At 37.7% G+C, this 13,011-nt stretch carries 12 protein-coding genes; 3 read left to right on the top strand and 9 right to left on the bottom strand.

Annotation, left to right across the window (positions count from 1 at the left end):
• Positions 1 to 96 precede the first annotated feature (96 nt).
• Positions 97 to 951: a hypothetical protein gene (locus tag AB1I62_RS07080; RefSeq protein WP_002369437.1), complete on the bottom strand. Its 855-nt coding sequence runs from the start codon at positions 949 to 951 to the stop codon at positions 97 to 99.
• Positions 952 to 1,237: 286 nt separating this feature from the next.
• Between AB1I62_RS07080 and AB1I62_RS07075 the strand changes: the two genes are divergently transcribed.
• Positions 1,238 to 1,771, top strand: coding sequence for a hypothetical protein (locus AB1I62_RS07075; RefSeq protein WP_002360384.1), 534 nt, complete (start codon positions 1,238 to 1,240; stop codon positions 1,769 to 1,771).
• A 15-nt stretch (positions 1,772 to 1,786) separates the two neighbouring features.
• Here the strand turns inward: AB1I62_RS07075 and AB1I62_RS07070 are convergent, their stop codons facing one another.
• Both AB1I62_RS07070 and lysA read right to left on the bottom strand, forming a co-directional pair.
• A complete protein-coding gene (locus tag AB1I62_RS07070; protein WP_016617300.1) occupies positions 1,787 to 2,779 on the bottom strand; it encodes an alpha/beta hydrolase in 993 nt (330 codons plus the stop codon).
• 145 nt (positions 2,780 to 2,924) lie between these two features.
• Complete coding sequence (gene lysA, locus AB1I62_RS07065) at positions 2,925 to 4,235, bottom strand: diaminopimelate decarboxylase (protein WP_048737237.1); 1,311 nt, start codon at positions 4,233 to 4,235, stop codon at positions 2,925 to 2,927.
• Between the two features lie 197 nt (positions 4,236 to 4,432).
• Between lysA and AB1I62_RS07060 the strand changes: the two genes are divergently transcribed.
• Both AB1I62_RS07060 and AB1I62_RS07055 read left to right on the top strand, forming a co-directional pair.
• Complete coding sequence (locus AB1I62_RS07060) at positions 4,433 to 6,313, top strand: fructose-1,6-bisphosphatase (protein WP_048737239.1); 1,881 nt, start codon at positions 4,433 to 4,435, stop codon at positions 6,311 to 6,313.
• 154 nt (positions 6,314 to 6,467) lie between these two features.
• Positions 6,468 to 7,355, top strand: a complete 888-nt coding sequence (locus AB1I62_RS07055; RefSeq protein WP_048737255.1) for a serine hydrolase — start codon at positions 6,468 to 6,470, stop codon at positions 7,353 to 7,355.
• 50 nt (positions 7,356 to 7,405) lie between these two features.
• Here AB1I62_RS07055 and AB1I62_RS07050 read toward each other — a convergent pair whose 3' ends face one another.
• The 6 genes from AB1I62_RS07050 to AB1I62_RS07025 all read right to left on the bottom strand — a co-directional run bounded on the left by AB1I62_RS07050 (position 7,406) and on the right by AB1I62_RS07025 (position 13,001).
• Positions 7,406 to 7,816 (bottom strand): hypothetical protein, encoded by a 411-nt coding sequence (locus AB1I62_RS07050; RefSeq protein WP_048737241.1) that lies wholly within the window; start codon positions 7,814 to 7,816, stop codon positions 7,406 to 7,408.
• A gap of 74 nt (positions 7,817 to 7,890) precedes the next feature.
• Positions 7,891 to 8,526, bottom strand: a complete 636-nt coding sequence (locus tag AB1I62_RS07045; RefSeq protein WP_002357673.1) for a V-type ATP synthase subunit D — start codon at positions 8,524 to 8,526, stop codon at positions 7,891 to 7,893.
• A gap of 4 nt (positions 8,527 to 8,530) precedes the next feature.
• Positions 8,531 to 9,907, bottom strand: a complete 1,377-nt coding sequence (locus tag AB1I62_RS07040; RefSeq protein ID WP_002357674.1) for a V-type ATP synthase subunit B — start codon at positions 9,905 to 9,907, stop codon at positions 8,531 to 8,533.
• Complete coding sequence (locus tag AB1I62_RS07035) at positions 9,900 to 11,681, bottom strand: V-type ATP synthase subunit A (protein WP_048737245.1); 1,782 nt, start codon at positions 11,679 to 11,681, stop codon at positions 9,900 to 9,902. Before AB1I62_RS07035 ends, AB1I62_RS07040 begins: the two co-directional genes overlap by 8 nt.
• A gap of 17 nt (positions 11,682 to 11,698) precedes the next feature.
• Entirely contained in the window at positions 11,699 to 12,010 is a 312-nt protein-coding gene (locus AB1I62_RS07030) for a V-type ATP synthase subunit F (RefSeq protein WP_002357676.1), read from the bottom strand.
• On the bottom strand, positions 12,000 to 13,001 hold the full coding sequence (locus AB1I62_RS07025; protein ID WP_002369446.1) for a V-type ATPase subunit: 1,002 nt from the start codon (positions 12,999 to 13,001) through the stop codon (positions 12,000 to 12,002). The genes AB1I62_RS07030 and AB1I62_RS07025 overlap by 11 nt, the downstream gene beginning before the upstream one ends.
• Positions 13,002 to 13,011 lie beyond the last annotated feature (10 nt).

The following is a 13,011-nucleotide window of genomic DNA, read 5'->3' as shown; positions in this document are numbered from 1 at the left end:
TAATCTAGTAGTTTAATTGTTCTCTGTTTCTGAGTCAATAAAAGAGCACACGATTCGAGTCTTTCAACATTTAGCGAAAAGGCGATTCTTATTTCATTACAACCGATTCACTATTCGCTGCCCTCTTTTTTCTATTCGTTGATTTACTTGAACTAAATATTCATTTATCTCCTCTATATTCTGAGGTAAGATAAACGAGTCTTTTTTCAAATGATTTTTCCATAGCGCTACTGGTTGATACTGTTCATTTAAAAATGGTTGCATCTCATACGTATGAACGTAGCTTTCCCATGAATGAAATGAAGCTAAAAATATCGAAAGTTGTTCTAAGGAATAATCCCAATAATCTTTAAACGATAAGCTTCTTCCGCTGTTAAATCCTATTGGAACTACTGTAATGTTTCCAATTGAATGGGTAAGTTCGGCAAAACGCTTTAATTGTGGGTCCTGATGAACTCGCTCAAAGTTAGTAAAATTGTCGAGAAGGAATTCATTCCATGTATATTTTTTGGGTACAGGATTTGGTAAATAGTCAGGAAAAGCTTGGTCAAAATAAGTTAAATATCGGTCCGAAATCACAGCCGATGTCCCGGAATCATGAGGCGGATACTTGCTATTTACTGCAAGCAAATTCTGTTCAGAAGGTTTTTCTAAATAGCTTTCTTGATTTTCCCCAATTACTTCCGCTGGTCTAAAGAAATTGGGATAAACAAGTTGTAACATAATTTTATACGTTGTCCAAAATGAGTTCATAATATCTTTGTGCTCGGTCGCCTTCCCAGTTAACTTTAAAAAAACATCCTCCACAACCTCGTACTTTTCAATATGGACATTCGATGTTCTAGCTTTTAAAATATTTTTAACTGGCTGCTGTTGGTCATACTCTTGACCCAAAAGCAACTTCTTTAAATCATCTTTCGCTGAAATTGTCTTAACTGTAATCTCCGCCACTTTGAATAACTCCCATCCTACGATTTTCTCTATATTCTTTTATATTATTATACTAGAAAAACGCTCCCTCCTGCCCTTTTTTAATCAACAAATCAGTAATTAGAAAACACCAACGAAACAGAAGTGCAACACTAGCATGCGAAAAAATGCGATCGGCAACTTATTTTTTAGACACTCTGTGTGTTTCGTATAGTCGAGGCTGGTTGCGTGTATTTTTTTCAAGAAAATTGAGAACAGCTATGGTATAGTCAAAACTACAATTATTTCAAACACGGAGCGACAGTTTATGGAAATGTACCAAGTAATTAGATATTTTTTAAATGAAATGGAGAAAAAGATTTGGCATGCCTTGTTAACATTAGTACTTTTTTGTCTTTATATTTCCATTTTTGATGTTCCTTTTACAATTAAAAATACATTCATCGGCAGACTACTTTTCCCGAAAGCTTTTATGAACGCAGGAAGTGCGAATCTGATTTTTTATTTGATTAGTTTTTTTGGTTTTTTATGGTCGATTTTCATTTTTGCTTATCTATTGAATAAGACACGCCTCAAATTATTAAATAAAACCTTTCCTTATCTTTTGGAAATATTAGAAGTCTGTATTTTGCCTTTAGTGATTCTTTTTGCTTACATTTATATTTATTTGCGGGTCCATGGCGAAGGTTTCAGCTATATACGAGAATCTCTTTTACAGCAAGAGTTAACTTATTCAATGAAATGGTTCCTTTGCCTTGGTAGTTTGGCGCCGTTATTTTTCTTTTTAAGCACTTTAAATTTAACTAAACGAGTCAGACAAAAAAAAGACATGGAATCATGAAAATCCATGTCTTTTTTAGTCGGATATTGTTTTTACCGCAGGACAGTTTTCTTCCAAAAATTCAAAAATACTACTGTAATAATTTTCAGGTTCGTAGACACTTGAAGATAAATGTGGTGCTTTAGCAACAATGAGGCCTTTTTTTATCCCCTGAGTTGCCGCTAAATTTTCTTCAAACATTGTCATTGGAACAAAGCGATCACCTGTACCGTGAATAAAGAATGTGGGCAACGTATTTTTGTGTAATTGTCTCACGGAAGAAGCGGTTTTCAATTGAAAGCCATAGTTATTTAATGCTAATTGATTAGCAATTGTTAAAATAGGAAAAGCGGGTAAATGAAAAGATTCATGTAGGACGTATTTAAATTCATCATAAACAGAAGTGTAGCCACAATCCACTATTAATCCGCGCACATTCGTTGGTAACTTTTCACCACTTGCCATCATGACAGTAGCCGCTCCCATGGAACCGCCCACTAAAATAATTTCTGCTTCCATATCAATGGCAAGAACTTCACTAAGCCAACTTAATAAATCTAACCGATCCAGCCATCCCATCCCAATTTTATTCCCTGAACTTTTCCCGTGCGCACGCAAATCGGGAACTAAAACATTGTAGCCTTCTTCTGCAAAACGTAATGCAGTATATGCCATATCGCGTTTTCCGTTTGAACGATAACCATGCACACAAATCGCCCAACGATGGTTATCTGGATAAGGAATAAAGCACCGTGCATACAATGTTTCATCTTTAATTTTCAACCAACGATCTTCAGCAAAAGACTCTGTCCAAAAAGCTTCGCCTTCTTGTTTTTGTTGTTCTTCTATTTTAGTATATCTTGTTTCTCGTTCTTGAAAATTATCAGGATTTAATAACCGATGCCCTTTTTTATGATACCAAGGGTTGTCTTTAAGCAACGCGATTTTCAAAAAATAATTGGCAATGTAAACAGAAAAAACAACGCCAATCATTGCAAAAATGATCAGTAACCCGAGGAGCCATTTCATCTGCAAATCACACCCTCTTCTAAAGTATTTCCTTCTTCATTTAATATACTATGGATTTTTCATTTCTGAAAGAAATCACCCTTACATTTTGTTATTTTTTGAAAAAAAGCAGCCGTCTCAAAAAGAGGCGGCTACTTTTAATCTATCAACAATCCAACGTTGTCATATCTTCATATGTCTCACGGCGAGCAACTAATTTTGCTTGTCCATCTTCGACAAAAACCACCGCTGGTCGAGGATTTCGGTTGTAATTACTTGCCATTGAATAACCGTAAGCCCCCGTACTACTAATGGCCAATAAATCCCCTGCTTTAACTTCTGGCAATAAAATATCTCGAAGTAAGACATCTCCTGATTCGCAATATTTACCAACCACTGTGACTTTCTTGACTGAATCATGCCCCTCACGATTCGCTAGAAAACCATCATAAACTGCTTGATACAAAGCAGGCCGTATATTATCACCCATGCCACCATCTACGGAAACAAAATGACGAACACCAGGAACCTCTTTTTGCGCGCCAACTGTATATATCGTTGTGCCCGCTTCGGCAATTAAACTGCGGCCTGGTTCAATCCAAAGCTCAGGCAGTGGATACCCTAATTGTTCACAATGACCTTTCAAGGAATAAACAATTTTTTCAACAAATGTTGCTGGTGCTAATGGCTCATCTTGCTGCGTGTACTGCACACCAAAACCACCACCCATATTTAAAACACGTGCTGTAAATTGATGGACTTGCCGCCAGTCTTCTAAAATAGTGAACATTTTTTCAACAGCAGCTAAAAAGCCTTCCACAGCAAAAATTTGCGAGCCAATATGGCAATGGACCCCTTGCACATCAAAAGAGGGATTCGATAAAAGACGAACGAGCGCTTCTGTTGCCTGGCCACTTGCAACATCAAAACCAAATTTTGAATCTTCTTGACCTGTCAAAATGTAATCATGTGTTTCTGCATCCACGCCAGGACTCACTCGAAAAAGAACTTTTTGTGTTTGGTTTCGTGTAGCTAATAATTCTTCCAACAAGTCAATTTCGTAAAAATTATCAATGACAATTGTACCTATTTTGTTATCCAAAGCATAACGTAATTCTTCAGGGGTTTTATTATTTCCATGGAACTCAATTTCCGCTGGCTCCATGCCCCCTTTTAAAGCTGTGAATAGTTCTCCACCAGAGACAACATCGCAAGCAATATCTTCTTCCTTTAACACTTGATAAATAGCTAAACAACTAAATGCTTTACTTGCATAAACCACTTTATTTTTGATACCTAATTGATTTAACGTTTGTTTAAAACCACGTGCTTGTGCGCGAATATGAGCGACATCATAGACAAATAACGGCGTCCCGAATTTTTTCACCAACTTTACGATGTCACAACCACCGATTTCTAAATGATTTTCCCGATTCATTTTTGCTGTACCAAATAACATGTTTTCCCGCCCCTTCATTTTGTTTTATTAAAAATCATAGCATAAAACCCAGTAGCTTCCTATAATTTTCCACATTTTTCTCTGACTTTCTCCTGTTGCTTTTTTTAGCCAAATAGCCTACAATAATTGGCATACGAATAAAAAACCTTTATTATCAAGACTTTAATCTTTTAAATCAAAATTGGTATATACGAAAAAGAAAGAAGGCAGATGACTTGGCTACACTGAACCGCGATCAACAAATTGAAGAAATTATTAATTTGGAAGCAATTTTGAATTTACCGAAAGGAACAGAACATTTTGTCAGTGATTTACATGGTGAATTTGAAGCTTTTGACCATATTTTAAGAAATGGTTCTGGGCGAATCCGAGAAAAAGTTCAATTTTTATTTAAACAAGAATTAAATGCCCATCAGATGGACGAGCTTTGTTTTATTATCTACTATCCAGAAGAAAAATTAACACTTTTAGAAAATGAAAGCGCCCTCTCTTATGAATGGTGGCTATTAACGATTCGCCGTCTGGTTGAAATCGTCCGTTCTTCTTCGATGAAGTACACACGTTCTAAAGTTCGCAAAGCCCTTCCTGAAACCTATGGGTATATTCTCGAAGAATTGATTTATCAATATGATGAAACAACAACCAAAAACGGTTACTATCAACAAATTATTGAAAAAATTATTTTACTAGGTGAAGCCAAACGTTTCGTGACAGAATTAGCTTATCTAATCCAACGTCTGATTATTGATCACCTACATGTTATTGGTGATATCTATGATCGGGGGCCAGCACCAGATAAAATTATGGACCGATTAATGTCCTATCACTCCTTGGATATTCAACTAGGCAATCATGATATGATTTGGCTGGCTGCTTATAGTGGTTCACTGGCTTGTTTAGCCAATGTAGTACGTATTTGTGCTCGCTATGGAAATTTAGATTTGTTAGAAGAACGTTATGCTATCGATTTAACCGCCTTAAAAAAATTTAGTTTAGAAACGTATAAAGAAAATCCTGCTTTTGCACCCAAGAAAAATCCCTATCGTGCGTTAACTGAAGCTGAAAAACAAGTAGCGATGCGTGTGCAACAAGCCATTGCCATTATTCAAGAAAAACTAGAAGGCCAAATTATTGGTCGACGCCCTGATTTTAACTTGGCACATCGGCTACGCTTAGATAAGATTCAAGGGGAAACTATTACTTTTGACAAATGTCGTTATACATTAATTAACAGCTGTTTCCAAACCGTTTCTGAAGAGCAGCCTTACCAATTAACACGTGAGGAAAAACAGATAATTGATGATTTATTAACGCAATTTCAATCTTCACCGCGGTTAACAAAACACATGCACTTTCTAATGGAAAAAGCTTCTCTTTACCTTGTGTATAATCAAAATTTATTGATTCATGGCTGTCTGCCTCTGAATGCGGACGGTACTTTTCAAGCTTATACATTTAAAGGCCACTCCTATTCAGGAAAAGCTTTAGTTGACTTCTTTCAGGAAATGTTAGAAGAAGCTTATGCTCAGCCTGCTAGTACAGATGACTATGCAACAGATTGTTTATGGTATCTTTGGTGTGGCGAAGGTTCCTCATTATTTGGTAAACGAGCTATGAAAACCTTTGAGCGTTATTTTCTCGCTGAAAAAGAAACACATCATGAAGAAAAGAATCCTTACTACTCTTTGCGTGATACGGTTGAAGTTTGTGAAAGAATCCTAGATGAATTTGAAGTGACTGGTGAAAATCGACATATCATTAATGGCCATACACCAGTTAAACGAACAAAAGGCGAATCGCCAATCAAAGCAAATGGCACGCTTCTCGTAATTGACGGCGGCTTTTCAAAATCTTATCAGACAATTACTGGAATTGCTGGTTATACATTGTTGTACAACTCGTTTGGTTTACAACTGACCGCGCATAAATCTTTTTCTAGTAAAGAAACAGCCATTTTAAATAATCAAGACATTCATTCCATCAAACAAGTCATCGATCGTCCCTTACAGCGGCTATTGGTGAAAGATACCACTATCGGCAAAGAGCTATTAAAGCAATCGCAAGCACTCCAAAAACAAATGAAACAAAACCAGTAGTGCCGTTAAAAAGACGCTTGCGCTCTTATCCGAAAAATGATTAAATGGAGGAGTTGAGAAAAATATCTATTAGAGAAACGGAAAGGGTTTTACATTGAAGAAACAGCAACTCTCACTATACGGCACCATTTTCTTTCTTTGCTTTTTCCTAATTGTGGGCTTCTTCTTCTCAAGTCGTGGCGAAGATTATGCCAAAGAATCTGAACAAAAAGTTACAATTGATTCCGCCAAACATGAGAAGCATACGAAAGACAAGGAAGAAAATAATTCAGCAAATACAGTATTTTTTGATAAAATAAATGACCTGCTCGTCGCTTCTGTCAAAGAATTTGAAGGAACGGTCGGGATTAGTTATTTAGATTTGGAAACTGGCGAACAGCGTTCCGTGAATGGCCAACATGAATTTTATACAGCTAGTACTATTAAAGTGCCCCTGACGATGCTAGTCGCCGACACGGTTGCTTCTGGTCAAAAAAAATGGACAGACCTGATTCCCTATAACGCCGAAGAAGATTATGAAGAAGGAACTGGGATCATTGCCTATAATATCCAACCAGAATATCCATTAAAAACGTTACAAGAATATGCCATCACCTATTCTGATAATATCGCTAAAAATATGCTCTATGATACATTGGGTGGTGATGCAAAAGCAAAACGAGAAATGTATCAGCGTTATTTGCACAAGACACCTTCGATTGAAGAGCCACAATTTTCTTCGGAAGATGCGCTTGTTATTCTACAAAAATTATATACTGAAAAAGCAACAAAACCAGATTACCAAGCGATTTATGATTCTATGAAACAAAGTGTTTTCCATGAAAGAATGGATACTCCCACAACTCAAGGAAAAGTTGCTCATAAAATTGGTTCCTATGATGAATTTATTCATGATATGGGGATTTTAGAAACACCTCACCCCTTTGCTTTAGCAATTTTTACTAAAGGACCTGATAATGCTAAGAGTGCTGCGTTTATTGCTTCAGTGACAGATAAGTTATGGCAATTACAGGTGTCTGAATATCCTAATGATAACAGTTAAGAAAATACCCTTGGTTTATTAAGATGACTTAATAAACCAAGGGTATTTTTTTATTGTTTGTTATCATTATCCATTTGTACAGACAACAACTTCGTAAAACGTTCTGCCAACATTTGGTGGGCATCAATTTTTTTGGTTCCTTGTGCTTTTGTTGCAAAACTAGCAAAGTTTAAGCCAGCCCCAAATAGTTGTAACGCACCGTTGCCTAAATCTCCCTTTTTAAGAGCTTCAAGCCCATCTTCGATAAATTGGTTACTTTCATCTAAATGACACTCAGGAAGATATTTCACGCCGTGATGATATCGTTTTACATTCAGAATGATTTGCTTCGCGGCTTCTTCTGAAATAGCCGCTCCCAAGTTTAACAGTAGCTCATTGATTGGTTCCACCAAGTGAGCATAGTCACTTTCGTATTTTTGACAATTCAGTGCAATCGCTTTGCGGCGTTCTTCATTTTTCATTTTTTCCACTCCCTTTTTTATTAAAAACGAGCACGAAAGCTACCAACTGGCTTCGCACTCGTTCTTTCTAACCATTAATTTTCTTTGTTCATGCTTTTAATTTTAATTAGACGTGTAATTTCGCCACGTTCATTTTCTTCTAATTTCATTTGAATGTAGTAAATTGTTTCTTCTAATTGTGGAATCGTCATATACTCTAAGGCGTTGACACGACGACGCGTTTTTTCAATTTCTTTTGATAATAATTGGCACGTCTTTTCAACATTTGCAAGTGCTAATAATTTCGGTAAAATGCTTGAAATTTTAGCAAAAGCTTGATCAAGCTCGCTGTTTGAATTCACGTAGCCATAATCTAAGGGTGCTTCTTGAACCGATTCATCGTAATCAAAAATCATTTTAGGAACTGGCACACTTAAGATGTTCTGTTCAATAATTTCTAATTCAACTTTTTCGGCTGGAATTGCCACTAACTCTTCAATAAAGGCTTCGTTCAACGTTGCGTTTGCCAATACAAAATTTGATAACGCATCCGTCACTTCTTGTTCAACCTGAATACGTAACTCATTGTTTTCTTTGACTAGCGCAATAAACCGTCGCATCAATTCATCTTGTTTGTCTTTCAGCAACTTATGACCTCTCGTGGCCGTAGTTAACTGTTTTTTCAATCGGGAAAGTTCCATACGGGTTGGATTAACATTTAATCGAGCCATTTTTCTACTTCCCTTCAGTTAAATATTGATCGAGCATATCCTCTTTAATTCGTTTTAGTTCTGTTCTCGGTAGCATACTTAATAGTTCCCACCCAAGATCTAACGTTTCTTCAATCGAACGGTTTGTATCGAATCCTTGATTGACATATTCTTCTTCAAAACGTTGGGCAAAAGCTGCGTAAATTTTATCGACATCGGAAAGAGCTGATTCTCCTAAAATGACAGCTAATTCTTTGGCTTGTTTCCCTTGTGCATAGGCTGAGAACAATTGATTCATCGTCGCTGCATGATCCCCGCGCGTTTTGCCTTCACCAGTTCCTTTGTCTTTAAGACGGGAAAGTGATGGCAAGACATCAATTGGTGGTTGGATACCGCTCTTATATAGTTCCCGGGACAAGATAATTTGCCCTTCTGTAATATAGCCAGTTAAATCGGGAATTGGATGTGTTTTATCCTCCTCTGGCATTGTTAAAATAGGAATCTGTGTTACGGAACCTTTTGAGCCACGAATTCGTCCTGCCCGTTCATACAACGTTGCTAAGTTCGTGTAAAGATAACCTGGGTAACCACGACGTCCTGGAACTTCACGGCGTGCTGCTGAAATTTCCCGTAACGCTTCGCAATAATTGGTCATATCCGTCATGATAACTAAGACATGCATGCCCTTTTCATAAGCTAAATATTCAGCGGCTGTCAAAGCCATTCTAGGCGTTGCAATCCGTTCAATGGCTGGATCATTCGCTAAGTTCATAAACAAGACTGAACGATCAATTGCGCCTGTTTGACGGAAATCTTCCATAAAATATTCCGCTTCTTCAAAGGTAATCCCAATGGCCGCAAAAACTACGGCAAATTCTTCTTCACTATTTAACACGTTGGCTTGTCTGGCAATTTGTGCTGCTAATTCTTTATGAGGTAAGCCAGAAGCTGAAAAAACAGGTAATTTTTGACCACGAACTAAGGTATTTAAATGGTCAATCGCTGAAATCCCTGTTTGGATGAACTCATCGGGATAATCACGAGCAACTGGATTGATAACTTCGCCGTTAATATCTAATTTTTTCTCAGGTAATAATTCTGGTCCATTATCTTTTAAGCGACCTAAGCCGTCAAAAACGCGCCCCATCATATCTGGCGAAACCCCTAATTCTAAAGGATGTCCCAGAAAGCGAACTTTTGAATCACGAATATTGATGTTACTCGTTCCTTCAAAAATTTGGACCATCGCTTTATCTCCATTGATTTCTAAAACTTGCCCTTGGCGAATTTCGCCATTTTGCATGCGTACTTCAATTAATTCTTCGTACTTTACGCCTGCCACTTTTTCAACAATCATCAGAGGACCAACGACTTCATTGATTGTGCGATATTCTTTAATCATTCGTCATTCCTCCTTCAGCAATGATTTCTTTTATCGTTGTTTTAATTTCTGCTTGTAAACGATCCAATTTTTCTAATTCTTCTTCTGGTAAATACTTGCTACGAGCAATGCGATCACGGATTTCAACTGTTCCCGCCATTAACTCAGAGAAATAAGTGCCTAAACTTAAGGCTTTTTGACCTTCTTTACCAAAAGTTAGAATCAATTGCAACATTTTCGCTTGTTTGGTTCGAGAAGTGAACGTATCCACGTCATCAAAAGCATTTTGTTGCAAATAGTCTTCCCGTAATGATTTGGCTGTTTCCAACGTTAAACGGTCTTTATCCGACAAGGAATCAATCCCAACCAAACGAACAATTTCTTCCAATTGAGATTCCTCTTGTAAAATCCGCATCCCTTCAGCTACCATAGCGGCCCAGTTTCCTTGCAATTCCAAGTCTAAATATTGCCCTACTTCTGTGGAGTAAAGAGAATAACTTTGCAACCAGTTAATAGAAGGAAAATGACGTTTTTGTGCTAATTGAGAATCTAAGCCCCAGAATACTTTAACAACGCGTAACGTATTTTGTGTGACAGGTTCTGATATGTCCCCACCAGATGGCGAAACCGCACTAATCGCCGTAATGCTTCCTTCACGATGATCTTTTCCTAACGCGATGACTTGTCCTGCTCGTTCATAATATTCAGCTAAGCGACTACCTAAATAGGCTGGATAGCCTTCATCACCAGGCATTTCTTCTAACCGACCACTCATTTCTCGTAACGCTTCTGCCCAACGAGAAGTAGAATCCGCCATAATTGCGACTGAGTAACCCATATCACGGAAATATTCTGCAATGGTAATCCCTGTATAAATCGAGGCTTCCCGTGCCGCTACCGGCATATTTGACGTATTCGCAATTAAAATCGTCCGATTCATCAAAGACTCACCAGTTGTTGGATCAATTAATTCTGGAAATTCATTTAAAACATCTGTCATTTCATTCCCGCGTTCTCCACAACCAACGTAAACGACTAAATCGACATCGGCCCACTTGGCAATTTGGTGCTGAACGACTGTTTTTCCAGCGCCAAATGGTCCTGGAACTGCTGCCGCTCCGCCTTTCGTAATTGGGAAAAAGGTATCAATTACGCGTTGTCCGGTCACCATCGGTACTTTGGGACTTAGTTTTTCTAAAATGGGACGTCCCCGCCGAACGGGCCATTTTTGCATCATGCTAAAACTTTCCGTTCCTTTAGCCGTTTTCACTGAGTAAACTGTTTCATCAATGGCAAAGTCACCTGCTTTAATTTCGACAATCGTTCCTGAAACGCCGAAAGGCACCATAATTTTATGTTGAATAATCGGTGTTTCTTGAACCACACCGACGATGTCACCTGCCGACACTTCTTCACCAACTGCCACAGTCGGTTCAAACGTCCATTTTTTCTCACGATCTAATGCATCAATTTTAACGCCACGGCCTAAAAAGTTACTGTGGGTTACTTCTTGAAATGTATCCAATGGTCGTTGAATACCATCAAACATTTCGGCAATTAAACCTGGGGCTAATTCAACAGATAATGGTTCTCCTGTTGAAATAACTGGTTCTCCTGGTCCAATGCCTGTTGTTTCTTCATATACTTGAATCGAAGCGACGTCGCCTCGCATTTCAATAATCTCTCCGATAACGCCTAAATCTCCTACATGACAAATGTCTTGGATACTAGCATCTGACATGTTTTCAGCTAAAATCAAAGGACCTGAAACTTTGACAATTTTTCCAATTTGCACGCTCATTCTCCTTTGCATTATAAAATATTTTGTCCAATTGCTTTTTCAACATTTTTTTCAATCTCACTTAAACCGATTCCGATTGTACCATTATGACTTGGGATCAAAATAATCGCTGGTGTCACTTGTTCTTTGTATCGTTCAATCGTTTCTTCTGCTAAAGTAGAGGCTTCTTCCGTTATGAAAATGACCCCAAACTTATTTTTCGCCATAGTTTCAATGGCTTCTCTAACTTGCATTTCTGAAATGGCATGATGGACCTCAAAGCCAAACAGTTTAAATGGTAAGATTGAATTTTTGTCTCCAATGACACCAATTTTATACCCCATTGACTTTTCGCATCCTTTCTCGAATTTTTTCATTTGAAAACCCACTATGTTTTCCGACCAAAATTAAACGCAAATTTTTCCATTCAACTTCTTTCGCATTCAAAAAGGCTAGTAATGGGAGCGGCCCAAAAGCAACCGTCCGACCGTTTTCATACATTGAGGTCAGGTAATCATCTTTGAGTTTTTCAAAAGCCAATAAATTTAATTCATTGGTTTCTTTATTGATAATCTTTTCTAATAGTTGTCCGTAATTCGTTGTTCTGACAAATGCTGTAAATTCTACAAGTGACTTTTCCGCATAGGTCAACAGCTCTTTCTTTGAGAGACTGCCAGCGCTAGAAATCACGGTTGATAAAAAGTTGCTGTTTTGATGTTGAACAATCCCTCTAGCCATCGTTGATAGATTAGTTAAATCAATAAAAGCGATGACTTCCTTCGTTAACTCTTCATACCCCAATTCATCCGCTAATTTTCGCTGTTGCTGTAAAAATGCTCGATCATAAAGGATATCAATTGCTTGCGGCAAACCGCCTTCTTCCAGATAGGCAAAAACATCACGGATCACTTCTAATAATGCTGGTTCAAGTTCGGAAGAGTTTTTTGTATGAATGGCACTTTTGACTGTGTTTAGAGAATAACGACCATCTTCTAAATAAAGATAATCAAAATCTTTACCTGTTCGCTCAGCTTTCGTCAAAATTTTCAAGTTATGGAAGGTAAAACGCATCGTATACAACGTTACTACAGCTGGTTCTGGAGCCATTTCATATAACCAGCGATAAAGACTTCCCAGCGCTTCAGAAGAATGGTAGTCAAATTTTTCTTCAAAAGTTTCGGTTAAATAAGGTTGATAAACCGTACTTTTTAACATATTTTTAACGTCTTCAACTGTTTCCGCTTCTAAAAGTTGTTGAAACTGTTGCTCAGAAAGCAGCTCCGTTTCTTTTAAACGAATCAGCGGATTAATTTGATGATACGTTGGTTTTCTCATGCTACGTCCT

Origin of the sequence: Enterococcus sp. AN402 (genome assembly GCF_040719405.1) — a bacterium.
Taxonomy (GTDB): domain Bacteria; phylum Bacillota; class Bacilli; order Lactobacillales; family Enterococcaceae; genus Enterococcus; species Enterococcus faecalis.
Note: the sequence above shows the minus strand (reverse complement) of the source record. Positions and strands in the feature narration are given on the sequence as shown.